Raw genomic sequence first — 23,502 nt, 5'->3', positions numbered from 1 at the left:
CTGCCGCGCAGCCGGTGAGCGAGGGCCGGCAGCAAAGCGGGATGAGGGTCCGGGAGAAACCGAAGGGGTGTCTCCAGGCGCGATTTCGCGGCGTGTCGGAACACAAAGCGGCCCCGGACGAAACCGGGGCCAAAGTGGATGGAGTTAGGCCGCTTTCTTTTTGTTCGTCTCTTTCTTTACCGGACCCTTTACTGCTGTCGGCTTTGGCTTGCTCGAACCGTCTCCTTTGGCTTTGACGGCTTTGGGCTTCTTCGGCGCGAAAACCTGCTCGACCTCTGCAAGCAAGTCTGGTTGGCTTTCGTGAGGAATGCCGACGTGGTCAGAGAGGACGAGGCGCAAGGCGAGTCCGGTAAGCTTCTCGTCTGCGGTGCCGTCCAAGGCGGCCAGCACGATCTCATCGTACGACTGTTGGGAGTTCTCATTGCCGTTGGCGTAGTGATTAGCTACCTCCTCAAGGAAGCTGTAGTCCAAATGGATGAGCAAGCGAAGGAAGACGCGCATCTGTGCTGGATTGAACGCTGCAGGGGCCTGTTCGATGATGCGCTCGAAGGTGGCGACTCTTGCCTTACGCTGTTTGTCGCGGCGGGCTTGCTCGGCCTCGTACTCCCTCTGCTGTCGGTCGAACTCGGCTTTACGCTCCTCCTCTTTGCGTTCCTGCTCGGCCTTGTACTCCGTCATGCGTTGTTCATGCTCGGCTTCTCGTTCTGCGGCCTCCTCTTCCGTCTCGGCTTCGTGCGGCGGCGGCATTGTCGGCACTGGGTGGGCCGCTGCTTCGGCTGCCGCTTGCGGGTCATGCACGGGGCAATGCTTGTCCGTGCAAACGGTCAATTTGCGGCCAAGCTGCTTTCCGTACACGACGATGGCAGGTTTGGCGGCTTCGCACGGCATGACCGGCTCCGCGTCGGGGTTGTCGATCACGTCGGGAAGTTCCCGAACGTGGCCGCGCTGCACGGCTCCGGGTCGCTGCTCCTTGGGATTGCGCCAGCCGTTCTCGATCTGGACGAGGCCGGGGTGGGCGGCAATCTCCCTGTCAAGGAATGCCTCAACCTTGCTGTGGTAGCAAGCGGAGTCAAGGCACTGGTCGCCCTGAACGTCGCAGAAGAGGGACGTGTTGTACCCGCTGCGCCGGGGGCAAGTAACGCAAGCTCCGGCGGCGGGATTGAGGGTTGGGTCTTCGCGGTCGAATGGTGCATCCGCGAGGGAGAGATAGAGGTTGGCCTGTATCCACGCGGCAACGTGCTTTGCGGGTAATAGGTGAGGCTCTTTGTCCTGCCAGTCCTTGCGCCAGCACTGCTCGAAGGCTTCGGCCTGGCTCTCCTGCGGTAGACGGGCGATGAGGTTGGCGTGGCTGGCCGTTATGCGCTCCTGGGTGAACGCCTCAGCCACAGTGGGGATGAGTTGGAGAAGAGACAAACGGGCGTAGACGTGGCTTGCGCTCTTGCCTGACTTCTCGACCAACGTGGCAACGTCGTAGCCGGGGATGTCGAGCAAGCGTTGGAAGCCCTGCGCCTCCTCGTAGGGATGCACGTCCACCCGCTGGCTGTTCTCCACTAGCTGCCATTCGAGTGCCTTGGCGTCGTCGATCTCAACGATACGGGCGGGGACGGAAAACAACTCGGCAAGTTGGGCGGCACGGTAGCGTCTGGCTCCTGCAACGATCTCGAAGCCTTGGTTATTGGGTCGGACGGTAATGGGCTGGATGAGGCCGTTGTGCTTGATGGACTCGGCAAGCTCGTACAGCTTGGCTTCATCGAACGTCCGGCGGGGGTTGGTGGTGGACTCGTGGATAGTGTCTATTGCTAGAAATTGGAAGGCGGAAGAATCCTGCATGGCTGCTCTCCTTGAGGGGGTTGCACTGCACTAAGGTTGTGGAGCGGACGCACTTTCCCATCCGCTCCGGGGCGGGAAAGGTTTTAGGCGCGTGGGGTTTGCTGTTGCTCGAAGGCTTCGGCGAAGCCCTGCAATCGCAGGTTGTTGTCCCACACCTTGGCGAATCGCTCGTGCTGCTGGTGCAAGCTGACGAGATAAACGTAGTTGTCGCGGACGATTGTGCGGCTCCACTGCTCTACGCCTACAAAGTCGTTTCGGTAATAGAAGGCGTTCAGGTGTGGCCCGTCCGCTAATCCAAGCTCGAAACACATCTCCGGGTCGCGCATGAGGTCGCCGTTCTGTTCGCCGTAGTGCGCGACAGAGACAGAGGGCAGACCACACGGGCCTGATTCATCGGTCGCCTCAATGACCAAAGCCATATAAGGCGGGTTTTCGATCTTGAGGTACAGGCCGTGGTGCCAACCTCCGGCCTGTTTGAGAATGCGAAGGATGGTCTGCATTTACGCCACCTTCGCCAGTTCTGCATCGGGCATCTCGGCCTCTGCTGCGGTCGGCGGCTGCAAGGCGGCAAGGATGACGCCGGAGGTCTGCTGGATGACTTCCAAGCTCTCGATCAAGAGTGAGGCGTTGCCATGATAGAGATTGATGTAGTCGGCGCTAGCCGTTCCGGTTTCGAGTCCTACGGCCTTGCCGATCACAAAGGCGATGGCTTCGGCCTCTGTCTCGCGTACTACCTTGGTCGTGGTCGTCCTGCGCTCGGCCTTGTGCAACATCTCGTGCGCGAGTTCATGGACAAGGGTGCTGAACTCCCCGGCCTCGGACTGTCCGGGAAGAATGGCAATCTTTCCGCCGTAGCTCATGCCAAGCGCGGGAGCGATCTTCTGGCTAAAGGAAAGCTCGATGCCCTGGGCCTCAATGAAGGAAACAAGACGGTCGCGGTTGTCGCCAACGCTGCCGCTCATCTCCCGCATGGTCGGAAGCTCCGCGCCCTCGGTTTGCTCCACGTCGAATACATAGGCATTGCGGAAGCCGACCAAAACGCGTGTGTTCTGCTTGGTGATGTCCTTCTGCGCTTCCTCGTCCTTCTTGCGCTTGATGCCGACGATGGGGGCAAGTATCCGAATCCCTTTCTCGCCCTTCTTCACCTTCCGTCCTAGCTGGTTCCATGCGTACAGGCCAGCGACGCGGGTTGCGGTCGGTCGTTGCCGTGCGATCTCCAGAATGTTTCCAAAGCTGTAGTTGTGGAAGCGGCCCATCGCGTCGAGGTACGCGGTGAGGGCGTCCGAGTGTCCGGCCTCTAGCTGCTCGATAAGGCTCTTCACGTTGGCGGCGATGATGTCTTTGGCGGTCTGCCGTTGCTGCGGCTGTTTGGGGTTTTCGCTGATGGGGGTGACGGTGCTTGCGGTGGTGTTCATGGGTGCTTCCTCCTTGGGTGTTGGCCTTTGCACTTCCGCGTTGAAACGCGGCATGTACATGCCGAACGCCACCTGGCGAAGGCGGGGGTAGCAAGGCGCAAGGGGAGGGGTCTCCCCACCGGAGCAAAGCGGAGGCGGCCAAAGGCCGGTCTGCACAAGCGAAGCGCGGAAGATTGGGGAAACCCCTTGTCGCCGCGCGATCGGGGCAGCGCCCCTTAGCGCACGGTCCGTTCACTGTTCTTGATCGCGAAGCGGACGCTTACAGGGTGGGCGTTGCGGGCGGGAAAGGCCCGCTGAGGAGGGTGGCGGAGGACCGAAGGGCCGCAGACAGGGAGGAAACCTCCCTCAACGGGCTATGATAGTTTCACTTGTAATCTTGCCTATGCAGAGCACGAAGACAGTTATCCTCGAACTCGATGCCTTAGTACGCTCATTGGCCGTCAATCGTGGCAAATCTATAAGCCTTCTCTTGGGTGCTGGAGCATCAATTTCCTCTGGGATGCCATCTGCGGAACGGTGCATTTGGGAGTGGAAGCAGGATATTTTCGCCACGAATAACCCGGCTCTTCGTGAATCGGTTGGTGAACTCTCGTTGCCGGGAACGAAAAGGCGCATTCAGGATTGGTTGGACCGGAGGGGAGGTTTTCCACCGAATGCCGACGCAAGCGAGTACGCCGTCTATGCTCAAGCGTGCTTTCCAACCTCAACTGATAGAAGAAGTTTTTTTCAGAACTATGTGCGGAGCGCTGCACCGTTCATCGGGTATCGCTTGGTTCCACTTCTATCTAAGATCGGCCTGATTCGAACCGTCTGGACCACAAATTTTGATGGACTTGCTGCAAGAGCGTGTTCAGCGGGAAATGTCTCTTGTATTGAAGTGGGGATCGACACCCAGCAACGCGTCGGCCTGGTTCCTTCGTTGGGCGACCTGCGCGTGGTTTCCCTACACGGAGACTATCGCTACGACGAGTTGAAAAATACAGCCGTGGAGCTTCAACAACAGGAGACAGGATTGCAGGATGAACTTGTCGCCGATCTTCGTGACCACGATCTTGTAGTAATTGGATATAGCGGGCGAGATCACTCCGTAATGTCTGCGTTATCGGCAGCTTACTCCACCGGATACGCGGGCCGGCTTTACTGGTGCGGAATGCAGGCGACACCGACGCCGGAAGTCAGAACATTGCTGGAGCTAGCAGTCAACGCGGGACGGGAGGCTTTTTATATCACATCGCAAGGCTTCGACGACCTGATGGAACGCATAGCGCTTCGACTTTTGACGGACGCAGACTTGCAGTCCGCCAAAGAAATTTTAGTGGCAACAAGTAAAGTCCAAAGTCGTAAAGGTAAATTCTCACCACGCGCCGAGGCTGCCTCCAGTTTGGCAAAGAGTAATGCATATCCACTGACGACACCCAGCGAGATCACAAAAGTTGAACTCAGGTTTCCGGATCAATCGAGACCGCGCGCTTGGCTCGACACGCAGATGAAAGATGTCGACGGGGCTTGGGTAACACACTCATCGGGTGCCTTTTTCCTAGCCTCAATATCGACTATTCGTTCGTCCCTAGCGTCTTCTGTAGTTGGGACACCTGTCGCTGTCGCGATCTCCCCTGATGAGTTGGCGCGAGACAACCGCATTCAATCCCTGATGCGAAGGGCGCTTGTGCGTAGCGTGGCGAAGAGTTGTCAGATCGAGACCGATGGTGGTCGTGTTTGGGATGTCGATTCACACGAAAACAGAACATACAACCAGCAAAGTTTCGCTATTCATAGAGCACTTTCATTTCGACTAGCGATCCTGAAGGGTAAAGCATACGTCCTGCTGACCCCCGAGGTAATTGCAAAAACGGCAAGCGGTGAGATGGCAGATGAGGAAGCCACAAAGGTGTTGCGGAACGCGGTTTATGGTTATCAACACAATGACATCTACGACACCGATTTGAAACGCTGGACGGCAAGAATTACCAATGTCGATATCCCTGATGCTAGCGGACAACACTTTTTCATCGGGAAAACTCCGTTGTATGCCGGATTGTTTCAGCCAGGCCGTCAGGCGCTTAGGCCTGAACTCCAGCGCCACTCATCATTTGGCGGTTTCGTTGTAGAGGATGCCAAGCTAATTTTCAGTTCGAAGTCTGGCAATAGCGAGGTGAAAGACGCGAACCCGCTGAAAGGGCTGGTCAACAACCGTCCCTGGGATTATTCGGTGACAAGTGCAGGTCTATCAACTAGCTCAGAATTAGCGGCGATCTGTCCTGCAAACCATGGCCGCAATTTGGAACGATTTATGTGTCAATTGGGCGAACGGAGCGAGCCCAATAGAACTGAGCTTGACTATCTCCAACCTTTTCCGGGTTTTGCTGCTGGTTTTTCCCTGCCGCTGATACATGCTCGCCCCGGCGAAGCGACTTGGCAGACTTTAGCTGTGAATCCTTCGGGGAGTGCCTTGCAGTGCGCAAAGCAAATCGCTAAAGGTATCTGCTCTGCCTTGGATCGTATACGGAGTCTCAACCCATCAGCCATTTCGGTTATCTTCGTTCCAAATGAGTGGGCTCCCTATGAATTGGTAAACGAGAACAGTGAACACTTCGACCTTCACGATTACGTGAAAGCCTATGCAGCCCGCAACGGCCAGAGCACTCAATTTCTACGTGAACGTACCGTTATTGCCAATCTGAGTTGCAGGGTGAAGTGGTGGATATCTCTCGCGCTATACGCAAAGACGATGCGGACTCCGTGGCGGCTTGATTGCCTGGATGACGACAGCGCTTTTGTGGGAATTGGCTATAGTGTTGATTCACAAGCCGCAACAGGTAGGCAAATTCTCTTAGGGTGCAGTCATATCTACAGCGCGCGGGGGGAGGGTTTGCAGTTCAGACTTGGCCGCATCGAACACCCCATCATTCGCGGAAAAAATCCATACATGTCCCTGGATGACGCAAGGCGTACTGGCGAAACGATCCGGCAACTGTTCTTCGACGCCAGAATGCGCCTGCCTAAACGCGTCGTCATTCATAAGCGGACGCGTTTTACCAAAGACGAACAGGATGGACTTTCACAGGGGCTTGAGGGAGTTCCAAATGTCGAATTGATCGAAATTAATACTGAGGAGTCGATCCGTTTTCTTGCTTCACGAATGCAGAACGGTAAGCCCATTATCGACAAATTTCCTATGCCAAGAGGCGCAGCTATTGTGCTTGGCGATGACGCTGCATTGCTCTGGGTCCACGGCCACGCGCCAAGTGTCCAGAATGAAAGATTCAAATACTATCAGGGCAAGCGACGCATTCCCGCCCCACTGCTCATCAAACGCTATCGAGGCGAGTCGGAACTCGCATTAGTGGCGTCAGAGATCTTGGGTTTGTCCAAGATGAATTGGAATCATTTTGACTATTACTCACGGCTGCCGGCCAGTCTGGATTCAGCAAGCGCAATTGCGCGAGTGGGAATGTACCTTAATCATTTTGGCTCGGCACCCTATGATTACCGTCTCCTCATCTGAAAGCCCTGCGCGACGGTACGCAGGATCAACTGTAGCCAATAAGTCAATGTCAGAGTGCAAATCTTTGGGTCAGATTTCTAAAGGTTGAGCTTTGGCTGATGGCGTCGTGGGGAATAAGCAGGTAGTGCCAAGGCTTCTCGCTAACAGTACTCGCGTGTTGGCACCACAGCTTCGCTGCCTTTGCTTTCAGCAACACAACCTCATCGGTCATCTCACTTGCACGCTTCGGTTCGCAGAGGTATCGAGCGGTTGCCGTTTCGACGACGAAATCCGGTTGGTAGACCTCTTCCTGGTAGTAATAAATCCTCAGAACATCTTTGGGTGGTTTGAGCCACTTGAGAACTGAAGTCTCGTCTTCAAGGATGATGGCGAAACGCCGCTCGGTGTCTGAGTCAAACTTCTGGGTGGGATATAGGCATTTCGAGAATCCTCCGAAGAGCATTCCTCGAATCAGGAGACGTTCTTCAACCGGAGCGCGGAATGGGAGGATTGCTTGGTCGGTCTGCATCGCCGCCATGCTACTGGTAAGAGTCTGGAAGCCCTTCGAGACTGTGACCTCGTACTCAGTTGCTCTCTCGACGTAATGCTGGTTCATCTGGGCATGGATGAGCGTGACAAGCTGCGTCTGATAGAACTGCAACACATTCAATACGTCTTCCGGGGTTTGAAGGTACGACTGGAGATGGCGCACCATCTGACCCGCCAACTTGTAGAGAAGTTCGGCGTGCTCGTCGTAATTAATGTCGTCCTTGTCGATGAGACCGCGAACGATATAGTCCTCAAGATTCTTTTCGAGAACGATGCCATCACCGCTAACAATCTTGAAACGCTGATTGTTCATCAGGTGCTGTACAAGCAAGTCTTTCTCGGCCGGTGGCTGGCGGAAGCTGGCGCAGTCGAGATCGAAGTCCTGGTAGCCGACAGTCACTTCACCTTTCGGCGTCACGATGATCTTCGGAATGTCGATTGTTCGTTCGGCAATCGCGCTTGTGACGCGCTCGACGACCGAGGCGACATCTACCGGTGGCAAGATGGATGCAAGTTCGCCTTGAACTGGCTGCATCAGCTCTGTTACTCGCGCGGTGATGCGCTGTTGGACATCCCGTGTCTTAAGATCGCCTGAGCGAGTCAGTCTCTCAAATTGTTGCCGAATGACTTGCATTGTCACTTCGGCGGTCTTTCGCTCGGGCTCGCTAATTGTCGGAGCGGGCTGAGGCGGGGCACCCGGCGTGGGAGCCGCAGGTGCGATGCCCAAACCCAACTGAGTCATAAAGACGGGCTCGATGGTGACAGCCTTCGTCGGTGTATAGGGAATATCCCGCCCGATGACAATGCCCGTGCGAATGATCGAGTTGGGATCGTTGGCATGGTCAACGATCTCTTGGAAACGATCGTGCGAAACGATGGTCAGACGATCCACGTCGGGAACGCCAGTCCGCTTTCCATAAGGAAGACGCAAACCGCGTCCGATGGACTGTTCGACCAGCGTTCGTGAATTCGCCGTGCGAAGCGGAACGATGGTGTACAAATTCGTCACGTCCCAGCCTTCTTTGAGCATATTGACGTGAATGACGATCTCGGTCGGGTTTGCGGGATCTTCAACAGAGAGAAGCTGCTGCACCGTTTCGTCCTTCTCGTCGCCGGCTTGGTTGGAGTGGACGGTAATGACGCGGCCTTTATAGCGCCCTCCGAAGAAGTCTTCGGCTTCGATCCGTTTTTGAAGATCGTTCGCGTGCGTGGTGTCCTTCGCCACAACAAGCATGAACGGCTTCACCAGCGGCTTCATGTTTTCTCGGGCGTAGATGTCGAGCTGGACTTTCGTGTGTTCGTGGATGCGAACACCGTCCTCCAGCTTCAGCTTCTCAAGGCCGGCCTCGTCGTAATTTTCTGCACGGAAGTTTTCGCGGGTCGCTACGGCTGGCTCTTTTACGAATCCATCCCGAAGCGCTGAGGACAGGGGGTAGCTGTAGATGACGTTCTTGAAGTCCGCACCACCGGCTGTCTCGGTGCGCGGTGTGGCAGTCAGCTCAAGCCCCAGGATCGGTTTGAGTTCGTTGATCGCCCGCATTCCGGCTTTGCCGCGATAGCGGTGCGACTCATCCATCAAGAGAACGAGATCGTCCAACTCGGACAGGTACTCGAAATAGCTTTCCCCGATGTACTCCTGTAGCCGCTTGATGCGTGGCTCCGCGCCGCCACGAACCTCAGAGTTGATCTTGCTGATGTTGAAGATGTTGATGTGAACAGGCGCATCGGGGTCTTTGAGGCCGGGGATCGCGGGTTGGCTCAGGCGCTCGGAACGAACACCGCGCCCGCTCTCATAGTTGTCACCAGTGATGATCTCCGGGGGCTGAATGACAAAATCAGACAGTCCTTGGAAGACGTACTTGCGCGAACCTGGCGTGAAATCTGAGATGAGCTTGTTGTAGATCGTCAGATTCGGGGCAAGGACGAAGAAGTGACGGATGCGTTCCGCCTGATGGAGATAGGCAATGAATGCACCCATCAGCCTGGTCTTGCCGACGCCAGTTGCCAACGCAAAGCACAGCGAGGGAAAGTCACGCTCGAAGTCGGTGACGTTTGCAAACTCGGCACGAACGGTGGCGAGCGCTTGAGTGGCGTCTTGATCCTTTTGTAGCGAGAGCAGGTCACAGATGCGGTCAAGGATCTCCAGCGACTCACGTTGTGGCAAGCGAAGGCTGAGGCGATTGGCGATAGCGTTACCGGATTGCTTCATTCCGCACCTCCGTTCTCATCAGTCGTAAACAGGTTCGGTTGCGCCGCACGGCGGCGAGCCTGCTTGGGAGTGAGCGTCTGTTCAGAGACCAATGGAGCAAATTCCACTTGTGGCGCAGCTTTCAGAAGGCTGGCGACGTTGAGGCTGTAATCGTCATGCCCCCACTCGCACTTTGCGAGTACGGCGGACGGAATCTTCTTTATGGTCAGGTTTGGGAAGGCATCGGCCTTGCCACGAAACGCAGCGCAGCAGATGAGAAGACTGCGATTGTCGCCAACCTCATCACTCAATTTGGCGAGCTGCTCACGAGTGAGCGTTTGGGTTGTGACGTAGAGAAAATCATTCTCGGTGGATCGGCCTTGCTGCCAATACAGTTCGTCACTCGGCGCGTAGGTAAAACCCATGACCTTGCACATCGCTTCGGCTAGCATCGCGGCGTTGTACTGTTTGCTGATGATGAGATTGCCGAACCGATCCTTTTCAAGTAGAGACGGCGCAATGTGGAAGTAACGGAATCCGCCTCCGCCTTTCCAACCTGTCGTTTCGGTCACTCCCCCCGAGTCTTCACCGTCGATGACCTTCTTGAGGCGAGGAATAACGTGGGTATGCGCGTGTTCGCCGAGTTCGACCATGATCCAACGACGACGCATTTTGTGTGCCACAGCGCCTGTTGTTCCAGACCCAGCGAACGAGTCAAGCACAAGGTCTCCTGCCTGAGTTGCAATCAAAAGTAGTCTTTCCAATAATTTCTCTGGTTTCGGAGTTGTAAATGACTCATCACCAGGAAACAACGCACGCATCTCGTTTTTCGAGGTCCGATTGCTACCAACGTCTTGTTTGTGCCAAAGCGTGCGAGGAACCAAGTCAGAGACCTCCGCAAGGTAGCGCTTGATACTAGGCCGCGCCTCACCTTTCGGTCCCCACCATACCCGGCCATCCTGGTCCAGTTCACGAAGCTTCTCTTCTGACACACGCCAGTAGCGTCCGGGTGGAGGTTTAAATGTCCTACCAGATGGTCCGGTCATAGTGTAGAGACCTTTGGAATATGGCTTGTTCGCATATGGATCTCCAGGAAGCCACACTCCTCTGGGATCTTCGTCGGGATTTCCATATATAGAATCGGACTCCTCAGTTCGTGGCAACCGTTGAGGAGTCCAGTCCGGGTTCTTGGAGTAGACAAGGATGTAATCGTGGTCGCTAGAAAATTGTCGAGCAGAGTTTCGTGGAGAGTCTGCTTTTTCCCAAATAATGCTTGCGACAAAGCACTCTCGTCCAAACACTTCATCACAGAGGACCTTTAAGTAATGCGCCTCATTGTCGTCGATAGATATCCAGATGCTTCCATTCGCAGCGAGTAGGCGGCGCAGGGATTCCAAACGGTCGCGCATAAGCGAAAGCCAAATGGAATGTTCAACTCCGTCATCGTAATGCGTAAACGCGGAGCCGGTATTATAAGGCGGATCAATGAAGACGCATTTCACCTTCCCGGCGAATTCTTGCTCAAGAGCTTTCAAGGCAAGTAAGTTGTCGCCAAAAATCAAGCGGTTATCGAAGATGTCGCTGTCGGTAAGGCGCTTCTTTGCGTGATAGCTTTTCTCCGGGTCTTCAAGCAGAATCCGTGGCTCCAACCGTGGCCGGTTCTCTTTGCCAATCCATGTCAGTTCGAGTCGTTGTTTATTCTGCATTCGATCAATTACCAGTCTGAGCGGCTGATGCTCCGGGGCTTGTCAGTGGGTGCAATTCTTGGCTTTTGCAAGTGCATGCGAAGCAGGAACCAGTGTTCTTTCTTGGCAGTTCTCCACACTCAAGACAAATCAACGCATCAAGAAGGCTGCACGTTGATTTAGCGAATTCGCTGATTTGTGCGTCCGTGAGGTCCATACCGGACAAGTTGAAATGCGCGCCGACTTGGTTCCGTATCCAAGTCATGGAATCCACCGCCGCCAACAACGGGAGTATGTCGGTTGAGGTCTGTGTCGGCGTGGAGGGAGGTACGCTTTTGCTATTCGTTACGCACTTCATGAGCTTGCGGAGCTTTGAGTCGATTCCGTTCAGGTACTCACCAAGAGTGTGCTGTCCCTCGGCATTGAAAGACATTTTGCATTTGTACTGGATGCAAAGCTCCCGCAGCGCCGCCTCCAGGAGAACACCTGCTTTCGAAGCGAGAGCCTGACGGTCGATTGGTTCAATAGCTAGTAGTGCCTTTAACTGGTCAATCTCCAGTTTGGTCTTTGTGTGCCGAACGCCGCGCTCCTGCGTCCAGGAGAGAAGTTCGATCAAATGGACATTCCCCACGGGTCCAGTCGCATACCGATAGCGGTCACGCCACGGCCTATAGTGTGTCGTGATAAGAACGGGTAGCGTCAGTTCTTCGTGAATCACACTGATGAATCGGTCAACGTGCGGCTGATCGGCAGATGTGAGCACGTCATCCAAGACTAGGAGTGTGTTCGCCGCAACGTCCTTCTCCGCAAGTGCAATGAAGATGCAGATGCCCAGCGTGTCCATGTGAGCTTCGCTGTAATACGCTTGCGGAGGGATGCCGGTCTTGGACTCGAATCGACTCGAAACATTTAGGCTCCCTCGTTTGTTGGGATCAAGCTGTAGCTTGATGTCGCCCAGCTTTTCGCCGGGGTGGAGCTTGGCATAAAGCGAATCGACACGCTGCGTAATTGACGCAAGAGCCTGATCGACGTAAGCCTTACGCTGCGCTTCCACAATGTTTAGGACAGCTTTCAATCGTTTGCTAAGCGTCTCCTGCGCCTTTGCTTGCTTGCTGGACTTCACCACCGCCGCGAATTGAAGTTTGATCGCTCGTAGTGCTTCAAGCTGTGCCGAAAGCCCGGTGCGCTCTGATTGAAGCGCTGGATCGTATGACTCACAGACAGCTAAGAGGCTTTGGGCTTGTAGGTCAGCAGCATCTACTTGTTCATCCGCGACTACGTCTTGCACCAGCGAGAACGTACTCCATTCGATCTTCGTGTTCGCGACCGCCGGAGATTGTGATTCGCTAAACGCTTTGAGTAGGGTCGCAGCAGCTTTCAAGAAACGAGTTCGTGCATCTCTCACCAATGTTTGGCGACGATCTTCTGATTTCTTGGCAGCATCCAATTCGGCAGATGCGGCGATAACCGCTGCGCCGGACGCCTTACGGGCATTCAAGCGGACTATGAGTTCGGCTCGGTCTATTGGTCGTTCGCAGACTGGGCAGGAGTCCTGGTCATCATGTGCAGTCAAGTAGGCCGCCGCAACATCCAGGAGCTTCAAGAGGTCATTCTTCGCTTCTTCGCTTTGTTCTTCGGCTGCCTGCAAGTCGATAGTCAGCGACTCGATTGATTTCGCGTCTTCCGCTGCCTGACCGCGTATCTGATTCAAGCCGTTCAAAGCGGTTTTCGCTGATTGAACCGAAGAAAGCAAAGTCGTGATGTGCTGCGTTCGCGCAGTTAGGTCTTTCGGATCTACGTCGTTCTTGTCTTTGGCCCATTTCATCAGGTCTATGGCAGAAGCTCCGGCCTCGGTCTGAAGTCGCTTTAAGGCAGCTTGAGCTTCTGAGAGACTTCTGGCCGCTGCATCAAACTCTGCGTCAACGGTCCGGACGGCCTCTCGCAGGGCATTCTCCGACTGCTCGACCTTTGGCACAGCCACGAATCTGCTGAACGCTTCGTATCGTTTCGCTGGCTGTGCGTCCACAATTTCGAGAATCTGTGTGCGACGCAGAATTCTAGCTTTTGGGCGCGGCGATCCTCCGACTACCTTTGCTTTGGCACCGTCTAAAGTAGCGCTCCAGGTCTTAGCGGCCCACTTGAGTCGCACCTTCAAATCGGCGGCCTTGCCGCCCAGTGACGGCAAGTATTCCTTTACAGGTGTGGATTGCCTACCCTCAAGGGGGCCAGCACATTCGTTACAGATGAAGTCGATGGCATCGACGATTGTTGACTTGCCAGTGCCATTTTCACCAAAGATCATGACAACGGGCTTGTCTTCAAAAATGAGGTCTATGGACTTCGTGGCCCCACGGAATCCAGAAATCGAAAGCTGCTGCATTGGCATCTTCATTCGGCAGTGCCTCCGGACTTTGTTGGTTCACTAAGCTCAACCAGCAGTTTCCAATCCGCACTGGTCAAGTTGCCTTTACGTAGGCCGTCCCTGACTCGCGGTAGTTTTTCTGTCGAGATGAGTTTTGCGGCACCAAGCGAATCCGCGATCTTATCTGCAAGTTCTTCGTCGGCGGTCTTTGGCAGTGCGATCGTTGTGTTGTCCACGAGGCCTCTCTATTCCAAAGTCCACCTGCATACGAAAAGAACTTCGACATCCGCATTCTTTCTCAGTCTCGATTCAATATCCGAGATTAAGCTTTCCTTCCGAGTATCTATCTCGTCTTGCGCATTGAAGAGATCGCGGCGTTTGCTGGCTCGATCAGCCTCCAATTCCTTTGCTCTGCGGTGCAAGGGCAGCTTTGCCTCCAAAGCGACGGCCACTTTTGCTTGCCTTTTGGTTTCGCGGATTTCTTTGTCCAGATCTTTGATTTCCTGTTCAAGACCGTACTTGAGATCTTCGGTCCATCGGTCGAGTTTCTCGATTTCAGAGTCGAGCCACTTTCCGCTCCTCTCTTCAAGCTCGCCAAGAACACGTTGCTGCTCTTTATTCATCTCTGACTGAAGCGAATCCGGCGGTTCCAGCACTAGCGGCTGTCCAGCTTCTCCGTGAAGATCAAAAAGACGCTTGCAGGCAGACGATTCAAGCGGCTGCCCGTCGTCCAAGACGCTGCTAAGCAAGATGTGGTCTTCCGTCTCAAATCCGTTGAGAGTAAACCGCGAGCAAGCGAGCCAGCCGCTTCGGATTGGTAAGACCTCCAAGGCCGCAATACGCTTGCCGCTACTGCTGAGATCGAAGCGGATTTCGACCTTTGGCGTTGGAAGCCCGCAACAACTCCGCAAGACTTCCTGTGCCAGTGGGTGTCCAACGCGATAGGTATTTGCATCCTCGACGTTCTTACCCATGCGGTAAGGACCAGGGTTCACCGGTTGCTCGCTGCGGGCGTTTGCTGAAAATGGATCACGCTCCAGATAGAACGAGTGGCCCGGCGTATCGAAGCGCGCGAACGGAGCGAGATAAAAGGCCGTAAGCCTCCAAAGCAAGTCTTGAAAGCGTCCAAGCGATTCTCCGCTCGAAACGCGAACCCGATCTATGACGTCTTGATCGAAATTATTGAGGAGCTGTTCGCTTGCGTCGCTCCGCGCCTGGGCGATTTGCGATTCAAGCTCCTGTTGGAGCTGGTCGAACTGAAACTCAATCTGCTCGGTCGTGCGGCACTGCTGGTAGATAGTGACGATGCGCTTTTCAAAGTCCACACCCGACTCGACTGCGCCGATGACTTCATCGCTAGCGCCGAAAACCCCGTCGAACAGTTTGAACTTCTCGGCTAAGAGCTGGTAGACACGCACATCGGCGGCATTCGCCTTGTTGAGAAAGTTCACAACAACCACGTCGAACTTTTGGCCGTACCGGTGGCATCTGCCAATACGCTGCTCGATACGCTGAGGATTCCACGGCATATCGTAGTTCACGACCAGATTGCAGAACTGGAGATTGATTCCTTCTGCCGCCGCCTCAGTCGCAATCATGATGCTGGCCGTGTCTCGGAAGTATTCGACCAGGGCTGCTCGCTTGTCGGCGGTAGGTGATCCGGTAATGCGGTCAGTCCCGGCGTGCTGTTTCATCCAAGCCTGATAGATTGCTTGACTCTGGGGATCGGTGTTCGTACCGTTGAAGAGCACAACTTTCTCAGCGAACTCAGTCTGCTGGAGCAGATTAAATAGGTACACCTGGGTACGGCGGGACTCGGTAAAGATGATGGCTTTCTGCTGGAGAGCGCCAGTTCCATCTTCCATGCGAACCGTGCGTGCGGCCTCGAAGCCACGCTGCAACGCTGTGAGAAGTGCGTCGCCTTTTGAGTTCGTCTGAATTGCCTTGGCCAGAGCGTGGAACTGGTGGAGCTTGTCCTTTTCAGCGCGAAGTTCGGCTAATTGCTCTGGAGAGAGTCGTTCCGGTAGCTTCTTTCCATCGGCTCTGTCAGACTCCGATTCCGATCCCTCATCCTCATCAACCCATTCTTCTTGCACTTCGGGAAGCGTCTCGAAGTCATCCGCAAGGGAGGCGGGAACCTCGGCGGCCTTCTGCTGGTCAGCCTCCGCCGTCTCCAGCTTGGTAGCAAGCCCAAGCAAAGTATCGGAGATGGCGTAGGTCGAAGACGCAAGCAGCTTCCTCAGAATGAGCGTCATGAGCTGGCGCTGGCTGGCTGGAAGAGCGTACAGCTTGTCCCCCATGAGGTAGTCGGAGACGAGTTCGTAGAGCTGCTGTTCGGCGGGGCTTGGGTAAAACTCTTGAACCATCGCGTGTCGGTTGGTATACGGCACATAGGCGAGCACCTGCCGTCGCAGAGTGCGTTGGCAGATCGGACGTAGCCGCTGTTTGAGAGCGTCGAAGTCCGCTTTACCAGCCAGACGACCAAACTGTGCGCGAAAGCTGCGGAGATCGCCAAAGGTGAACTCGTCTACGATACTGACGAGCCCGTAAAGCTCCAGAAGGGAGTTCTGCAGCGGAGTGGCCGTTAGCAGAACCTTTTGAAAGCCGCTAACGGCATTCTTGATGGAGTTCGCCACCTTATTGCCGGGTTTGTAGACGTTCCGAAGTCGGTGGGCCTCGTCGATAACGACCAGATTCCACGGAGTGGTTCGCAGATAGGGTTCCTTTGATCGGGCAAACTGGAAGGAACAAATGATGATCTTACTTTGCTGAAACGGGTTCAGAATGCCCGCTCGAATCGCCTCGTTGAAGGTTTTGGCTTCAAGGATGACACTGGGGAGGAAAAACTTGTCGAGGAGTTCCTGGCTCCATTGCTTGCGGAGGTTGGCTGGGCAGATGACGAGCAAAGTCCTTCGCCGCTCCGCCCAATGCTGGGCTAGCAGAATGCCCGCCTCGATGGTTTTGCCGAGGCCTACTTCATCAGCAAGGATAGCCCCCTTCGACAGTGGGGAGCGGAACGCAAACAACGCGGCTTCGATCTGATGCGGATTGAGGTCAACTTGCGCGTCGGAGAGTGCAGACGCAAGTTTGTCCACATTGTCCGAGCTGGACCGTTTCGTCAGCTCATGGGCAAAGAGCTTGGCGTGATAGGCCGTCAGACTCATTGGCGCTCAGAATTCTCCGTGCACCAATTTTAGAGCATTGGCTCAGATTCCTAGACTGAACCCTTCGAGTTCGACCTCAGGCGCGACCGCGCGACTCCCAGAGATGCCGAAAGACTCCTGGGCCTGTCCAGCAGAAATCAGCTTCGGGAACTCCACGGCGGCGGTTTTGGCGATATCCGATGCCAGACGCTCTCCGAGGGTTTCCGCATTATTGGTGTAGATGCGGGCATCATCCGAGGCGCGTGAAATGGCAACATAGGCAAGCCGGTCGTTGATGAGGCCGCGCGAGGAATCGGTGTCCATATGAGCGAGAACACGGCCAGCGGTGAGGCCCTGTGAGCTATGCGAGGTGACGGCGTAGCCGTGGTCAAACTGGCGGAACTCGGCTGTGTCGAATGTAACCGGGCGGGCGGATTTGCCATCCATTTGCAAAGTAACCTGGCCGTCTTCGAGGCTGACCACGGTTCCGAGGTCGCGATTGGCGACGCCGAGGTCTTTGTTCGGTGCGGTGAACTGAACCCGTTCTCCAGTGGCGAACTCCCGCTCGACTTCCCGGAAGACATTCACACCCCTCAGCCGACGCGGATCGTAGGTGACGGTTGATCCGCCCTCCAACGAGACTGTGAGGGTGTTAGCACGAGCATCGACAGACTGGACGGTCGAAAAGCTGCCGCGCTCGATCCCCTCGGCCTTGCTGCCGGCGGTGTACTGGAGAACGTCGCCAGCGTTGTAACGAGCAGCCCAAGTTCGGTCTGCTCCTGTCATGTCTGATCGGTGCGTGAGGATGCGGAACACCTGGCCGTCTTCCGCTAATCTTCCGCCTTTCCGTAGCTCGGTGCGAACGGCTTCATTGATCTCCTGACGACTCCGATTGTCCGGGGAGACAATGATCGTGTTCTTTGGATTCGCAGCGTAGTCCCTGGCGATGGCGGCAATGCGATCGTGCCCGTTTGGAATCTCAGTGACACGGCCCTGCTCCGCGAGCATGGCGATCCCCTTTACGGTTTCTCCATTTGCTAAATGCTGGACTGCCTTGAGCAGCTCAGCATCTTTTTGACGCATGATCTTGTCGAGCTTTGAGGTCTGCATTCCGGCCTCCTGCATCTGCTGGAATGGCCGCCCGGCATCCACGCCCTGATGCTGCCGGGTGTCACCGATGACCAGGACGCGGTCGTTAGGACCGAGTCTGCCGAGGAGTGAGCGCATCTGTTTGGTGCTCGCGAGACTGGACTCGTCGAGCATGTAGAGATGCCGGGTGGGGGGCTCGGTACTTGAATGATTTTGACCACGGGCGAGGAAGCTCTGAAGTGTCGTAGCCTCGATTCCAGCCTCACGGAGTTGTCCTGCAGCCTTGGATGTGGGCGCAAATCCCTCAACTTTGTAACCAGCCGATTCCGCTCCCTCCCGGATCGACTGAAGACCGCTGGTCTTGCCTGAGCCGGCGAGTCCTTGCAATCCGTGAATACGGTCGGCGGAGTTGAGGACTTGCTCAATTACCCTGCGCTGCGTTTCGCTGAGGAAGGTCTTCGTGCTGGCATGTTCCCTAGCCGACTCCGCACTCATGATCGGCTCGACGGCGTTCCTGCCATCCAGAACATAGCGAATGTTGGCACGTTCGGCGGCAATGGTTTCAGGTGTAGTGAAGCTGCGGCCAGAGCTGTGCTTCGTTCCACCGACGAAGCTGAAATCTCCTATCTCCCGACGCTGATTGAACTCTACTCGGATGTCGCGGTACGTTGTCTCTCCCATGCCGCGACGCAGAGCGTCCCGCAAGATCATCCGCTCGTCGGCGACAGCCTCCCTCTCGAAGATTTTGTCGCGAGCGAACGTGACTGCTTCCTTGGCGGACGTTGTCCGTTCCGCTTGCTCCTCATTGGCGCGGACTCGTGCAGCGGTGATTACCTGCTGCGGTTGATCTCCGAAGCTGGCCGCCATCTCCCGATGGGCCGACAGAACCTCTTCCGCCGTTAGAGTCTGCTTTCGGTCCCTGGTGGAGTGGGCGGCTATCTGCGCGGCCTCCGGACCGCTGTGGCCCGTCTTTTCCAGTTGTTCCTTGATCTGTCGGGAGCGGGGGCTAGACGCGTCAAGGTACTCCTGCGAGTACCCCTTGATCTCGGGAGCACCGCTTCTCCCTGGCTCGATTTCGTATCCAAGCCTCGTCAGCCGGTATGTCAACTCCGACTGATACACCGCCGTCGCAAAGTTCTGGCTGTCGAACAAACCCTGGGGTTGAACCGCACGGGTTGTGCCGTCTGCCCGCTCCGTCACGTTGAAGATCACGGCATGGGTGTGAAGCTGCGGCGCGGCATAGCCATCGACCGGGCGGGCGGTGTCATGCTCGAACTTGGCAGCGATGAACTTGCCTGTATTCTCGGCGGGATGATTGCCACCGATCCGTGCCTGGGTATACCGCTCCAACTCGTCCAAAGCAGTCGTGACAGCGGCGCGGTGAGCTTCGCGCACACGGTCGTCGCCTCCTACAAGTGCAGTGAGAGACACGGACTTTGGAGCGGAAAAGGTGGCATCCCACCCGGCGCGGTGTTCGACGGATTTAGTCGTCGTGCCGTCCGCGTTCTTGTACTCCATCGCCGCCCGGTGCCGGACCATCTGCTCGTCGGTCGTGGGATTCTTCCCCTCAGCAAGGCGGGAGAATTCGAGCGGCGACACTTCGCCGGAAACCCCGAAGCGGGCAGCGAGCTGACCTTGCCACTCGCCCCGAACAGCGTCGCCCTGCTTGTAATAGTTCTGCGTCTCCGACGTGAACTCCAGCTTGTGGTAGCTCTGCGCCTGGCCGGAACTGAGTGGTTTGGAGATGGTGAGCATGGTCTAAAAGATCCCTTGCTCCACACCCTCGGTTGTCGTGTGCAATCCGAGGTGATGTGGGCCGAATGGCACCCGCACGTTCTCCGGGTCGTCGTGCTCCGAGCCGACTTCAGGGGCGAGCCCGACCGACTCTTCCTGTCGAACACCGCTGGCCGTCTGCTTAGTCTTCTTATGGGCCAAAGGAGCACCGCCCCCGGACTGTGGCTCGGAAGTTGGTGCGGCTGCCGCTTCCTCTAACACCGGAATCTGAGGACGGCGGGGCTGCAGTGTTTCGGGATCGAAGCTCATCTCCCCGTCCGCCGACTTCCGTGGGACGAAGGCTGGCGTAGGAGTTGGCAGGTCGAGGTAGTCGAAGTCGAACCTTGCCACGTTATTTCCGAGCTTGAGATAGGCGTGACGATCGTCCAATCCGCTGATCTCGGAACCCATCACCAGCGGCTCTATCTGGCGGTCAACAGTGAAGTTCTTGCCCGCGCGGGAGCCGTCGAACTTGGTCTCTTTGAGGCGTTCGATCTCAACCTTACCGATGGCTTCAGAGATCCATTCGGCGGCTTTGGGTTCCGCCGTCTTCATGAAAATCTTGGTCGCGGGCTGGGACAGCATGACCTCGGCCATGTGGCCGTAGATGACCTCAAGCTGAGCCTTTCCTTGGAATCCAAGCACCAGCGGATTCTTGCTCTTGCGGTTCTCGGTGATGGCCGTATGGAGCTGCGGGAGCTTTTGCAAACTGGCGAGTTCGTCGATCACAAACCACACTGGCTTCTGTCCGGGCTGAGGCGCGGTGAGCAGCCGCATGACGAGCAAATCGATCCAAAGCGAATGCAGCGGACGCAGCGTTTCGCGTTCGGGCGGACGTGACGTAATGAATATCCATCCCTTGCGTTCCTTCGCCCATGTTCGGGCGTTCCAAGTCCGGTCGGTCTGGTTTTTCTCCGGCAAGAGGCGGAAGCATTTTGCTACCAGTCCAAGGGATGCAAGCACGCCTGCCCGCTGCGGGCCGGCCTTGCGGTCGATGTAGAAGGACATCTCTGTACCTGCGACCATTTGCTCCAGCGTCTCGCTGCTGGCCATCCATTCGGCTAGCTGATGCGGAGTCGGCCCCTTCCGTAAGAGATGGGCGAAAATCTGTGCCGGAGTCTGGTGAAAGAACTCGTCCTTAGCGTCGGTGGCGGGCTGATAGAGCGACGCTGCGATAGCGTCGGCCTCGGCATTCGAGGCCATCTCCTGAGCCGGACCCCAGTAGGGGCAACGCTCGTCCAAAGGGTTTAGAACGATGTCGCCGCGGTCTTTGTCGTAGAACCGTTGGAGATATTCGCAGGCAGGATCGTAGACGATGGCGGACTCGCCACGCTCCTGAATCTGACAGAGCATCTGGACGATGAGCTGGGTCTTGCCGACGCCCGTGTCGCCCATGATCTGGAAGTGCTGGGCTTCCTTGTGTGCTGGAATCCGCATCATCTTTCCTAGTTCGGTTGTCTTGAAGCCGATGCCGTCGCCCTTCTGCGCGCGGTTGAATTCGCTTGGCGAAAGCAACTGCGGCCCGCGAAGAATCCGCCCATACTTCATCTGCTTAAAGCGCCGGATGTCGTAGGGAACGGCGAACCAAAGCATGGCAGCGAGGCAGACTCCGCCTTCAACAAAGCTGATCGCGAAGAGATCCAACAGGCCCTTGTCCTCGAAAACCGTGAGGCGGAGCCAACGGTTCAGCGAGAGGTCTGCGAGCTTCTGTTCCGGCCCACGGTAGAACCAACGGTAGCCCTGGGCGGTCGCCAAGTCCGAAAGCGCGACCGGGACAATCTTGCCATTTGGAAGGATGGTTTCGCCGGGGGCGAAGTCTACTGGAAATGCCAGGCGCGGCTTGCCCTTCCCGCCTCCAAGATAGAGAAGCCGATAGGACTCGTGGGCGGTGAATTTGGCTCCGATATCGGAGCGGATGTACTCGGTCATGTAGCTCCTTTGGAGCGGCGTCATTGAAAATGTGAACCTCTGCCAGACGAACAAGCAGGTGCATAGCAGGGCTGTTGCAACGGCTGTATAGCTCAGCATCGGCACATGCGGAGGCCAGATAATCGTCTCTTTTCGTCCCCATTGGGTCGCCATGATTACAACTCCTTCGGTGATGCGGTGACGTATTGCTGTCGGATTTCCTGGGCGACCTTGCGCTTGTCGGAGCGCACGGTTGCGCTGATGCGCGTGAAATCCTCGGGCGTGACGACCTGCCCCATAGCGAGCGGCTTGAGCAGGTTCAGCAAGATCATCCGAGTGGCAATGAGTTCGGTGAAGAGCGGGTCTTCGGAGCGGCGCGCCGCCCGCAACAGAACTTCACGAGCCCATTCGCCCAAAGCTCTTCCTTCAGCGCGCGCCGCTCCGAGCAGTTGCTCACGCTCATCCTCAGTGATTCGTGCCTGCGCCACACAGACTCGGGAAGAGCGGCCTTGCGAGCGCGATAGGCGGCTCTCAACGACGCTGTTTTGGGATACTGTTGGTGACTTCATTTCGTCCCTTCTAGGCCGTATGCAATCGCATACGGCTTGTATGCAGTTGCATACGGAATCCCGCTAAACGGCTGATTCGAGGGACGTATACAACTGCATCCAAAATGGCCTTTTGCACGACCCTCGCAGGGGTGGAGTGTCAACATTCTTCCGGTGCGCAGCACCGCAGTGCCTTTGCCCCGGAATGAAATGGAGGATCAAGCGCCTTTCGCCTGGGATAAGGGAGCGGCAATAGGCGCAGGCAAAGGCTTCGGAGAAGCTGGAGGGCAAGCCTCGGCAGCCGCAACCTTGCGAATCCGTAAGGTCGAAGCGACCTTCCGGGCTTCCGGTGTCTTCAGGAAGTCCTGGAAGTCGCGGTCCTTGCTGAAGACATAGGCGAGAGCTTGCTCGACAACATCGTCGGCGCAAGCCGAGATGAAAGCGGCGTATTGATCGACCTGGGTGGCGGTTGTGTCAGTGAGCCGAATGGACGCGCTGATCTGACGGGTTTGGACGACTTCAAGCAGTGGCATTATGCTTCTCCTTTGGGTGGTGAAATCAAGCAAACTTTGACCGGCCAATCATTCGCTGTGCCGTGGTCACAATCTCCCGCGCTCTAGAGGAGCAAAGGACCGCTGGGACTTCGGCAGAACGACGGTGTTCAAGCATGACAACTACGTCCTCGATCGCCGCACCATTGAGCAACATGAGGCGAGCCGAAGCAATGTCGATGGTGCGCTGGGCGTAGTAGAGCGGGTTGGGTTTATCCGAGCGGCGGGAAGCAAGCTCAAGCGTGAGATTCGCTGCATCCTCGCCAAGTGAAAGCTGTTGGATAGCCCACGCCCAATCCTGCTCCGAATGGGTGTTCTTTCCTGCCGCGTATGTCCTTGCGGTACCGCGAAACGGACATACGGTATTCAACAATGCATCATCCAAGCGAAAGTCTTCGGGACGATAGATGGAGTCGCCGTGGTATTCGACTGAGACCGGGTGAGCGGGATCGTATTTCCGGTTCAGGAATCCCGGCACTCTAAGAACCCGATTGCGGTCAGTACAAGCGGAGTCGCCCCCGAAGGCGATGACCAGCAACTTCAGCGTGTTCTCCTGCCGATCGAAGTCAAAACCTTCGACCCTCCATAGCGCCTGATACTTGCCGGGCGAAGTGGACAGGATCGCGCTTGGAGTGGGTACGACATCGGACGCTCGCAGAGCTGCGATGCGCTCCTCACCATTTATGTCGATGTCTATGTAGAGATGGCGGACTTCGGCGATGCAGTCCTTCGTTCTCTTTCGGCTACTAGAGTGAAGCGGATTCGCAGCGACATAGACGTTCGCGCCGTTGTAGTTCTCATATCTCAGCCACGCGAAATAACGTGGTGCTGTGGCCTGCTCCACCGTCACGATTCGCTGCGTGGTCGATGCGGGATTCTCTCTACGCAGCAGGAGAGCAACCGTCTCGCCTGGATGGAAGCATCGGGTTAGGAATTCGTGTGCGGTCTGCGTGTTCATTGGGGGCGTCTCACAGGTT

The 23,502-nt window shown here is 56.2% G+C and carries 14 protein-coding genes; 1 reads left to right on the top strand and 13 read right to left on the bottom strand.

From position 1 onward, the window contains the following. Positions 1-144: 144 nt before the first annotated feature. The 3 genes from OHL12_RS02425 to OHL12_RS02415 all read right to left on the bottom strand — a co-directional run bounded on the left by OHL12_RS02425 (position 145) and on the right by OHL12_RS02415 (position 3,245). Positions 145-1,830, bottom strand: a complete 1,686-nt coding sequence (locus OHL12_RS02425; RefSeq protein ID WP_263412248.1) for a ParB/RepB/Spo0J family partition protein — start codon at positions 1,828-1,830, stop codon at positions 145-147. An 83-nt stretch (positions 1,831-1,913) separates the two neighbouring features. Next, positions 1,914-2,330 (bottom strand): DUF6908 domain-containing protein, encoded by a 417-nt coding sequence (locus OHL12_RS02420; protein WP_263412247.1) that lies wholly within the window; start codon positions 2,328-2,330, stop codon positions 1,914-1,916. Further along, positions 2,331-3,245, bottom strand: coding sequence for an ArdC family protein (locus OHL12_RS02415; protein WP_263412246.1), 915 nt, complete (start codon positions 3,243-3,245; stop codon positions 2,331-2,333). 382 nt (positions 3,246-3,627) lie between these two features. Here OHL12_RS02415 and OHL12_RS02410 point away from each other — a divergent pair, with 382 nt between their 5' ends. Beyond that, positions 3,628-6,750, top strand: coding sequence for an SIR2 family protein (locus OHL12_RS02410; RefSeq protein WP_263412245.1), 3,123 nt, complete (start codon positions 3,628-3,630; stop codon positions 6,748-6,750). 49 nt (positions 6,751-6,799) lie between these two features. Here the strand turns inward: OHL12_RS02410 and OHL12_RS02405 are convergent, their stop codons facing one another. The 10 genes from OHL12_RS02405 to OHL12_RS02360 all read right to left on the bottom strand — a co-directional run bounded on the left by OHL12_RS02405 (position 6,800) and on the right by OHL12_RS02360 (position 23,483). Continuing rightward, on the bottom strand, positions 6,800-9,487 hold the full coding sequence (locus tag OHL12_RS02405; RefSeq protein ID WP_263412244.1) for a DEAD/DEAH box helicase: 2,688 nt from the start codon (positions 9,485-9,487) through the stop codon (positions 6,800-6,802). Then, complete coding sequence (locus OHL12_RS02400) at positions 9,484-11,172, bottom strand: site-specific DNA-methyltransferase (protein WP_263412243.1); 1,689 nt, start codon at positions 11,170-11,172, stop codon at positions 9,484-9,486. Before OHL12_RS02400 ends, OHL12_RS02405 begins: the two co-directional genes overlap by 4 nt. Before the next feature lie 4 nt (positions 11,173-11,176). Beyond that, entirely contained in the window at positions 11,177-13,543 is a 2,367-nt protein-coding gene (locus OHL12_RS02395; RefSeq protein ID WP_263412242.1) for an AAA family ATPase, read from the bottom strand. Then, a complete protein-coding gene (locus tag OHL12_RS02390) occupies positions 13,540-13,749 on the bottom strand; it encodes a hypothetical protein (RefSeq protein ID WP_263412241.1) in 210 nt (69 codons plus the stop codon). Before OHL12_RS02390 ends, OHL12_RS02395 begins: the two co-directional genes overlap by 4 nt. Positions 13,750-13,758: 9 nt before the next feature. Continuing rightward, positions 13,759-16,677 carry an SNF2-related protein gene (locus OHL12_RS02385; RefSeq protein WP_263412240.1) on the bottom strand — a complete coding sequence of 973 codons (2,919 nt, stop codon included), beginning with the start codon at positions 16,675-16,677 and terminating at the stop codon, positions 13,759-13,761. Positions 16,678-16,719: 42 nt separating this feature from the next. Then, the gene (gene mobF, locus OHL12_RS02380; protein ID WP_263412239.1) at positions 16,720-19,500 is read right to left on the bottom strand and encodes a MobF family relaxase; all 2,781 of its coding nucleotides are present in this window, start codon (positions 19,498-19,500) and stop codon (positions 16,720-16,722) included. Positions 19,501-19,503: 3 nt separating this feature from the next. Then, positions 19,504-21,501, bottom strand: coding sequence for a type IV secretion system DNA-binding domain-containing protein (locus OHL12_RS02375; protein WP_263412238.1), 1,998 nt, complete (start codon positions 21,499-21,501; stop codon positions 19,504-19,506). 101 nt (positions 21,502-21,602) lie between these two features. Continuing rightward, positions 21,603-21,914, bottom strand: coding sequence for a hypothetical protein (locus OHL12_RS02370; protein WP_263412237.1), 312 nt, complete (start codon positions 21,912-21,914; stop codon positions 21,603-21,605). A 278-nt stretch (positions 21,915-22,192) separates the two neighbouring features. Further along, entirely contained in the window at positions 22,193-22,507 is a 315-nt protein-coding gene (locus tag OHL12_RS02365) for a hypothetical protein (protein WP_263412236.1), read from the bottom strand. A gap of 25 nt (positions 22,508-22,532) precedes the next feature. Then, on the bottom strand, positions 22,533-23,483 hold the full coding sequence (locus OHL12_RS02360; RefSeq protein ID WP_263412235.1) for a RepB family DNA primase: 951 nt from the start codon (positions 23,481-23,483) through the stop codon (positions 22,533-22,535). Positions 23,484-23,502: the final 19 nt, after the last annotated feature.

The sequence above is a fragment of the Terriglobus aquaticus genome (assembly GCF_025685415.1).
In the GTDB taxonomy this organism is placed as follows: Bacteria; Acidobacteriota; Terriglobia; order Terriglobales; family Acidobacteriaceae; genus Terriglobus; species Terriglobus aquaticus.
Note: the sequence above shows the minus strand (reverse complement) of the source record. Positions and strands in the feature narration are given on the sequence as shown.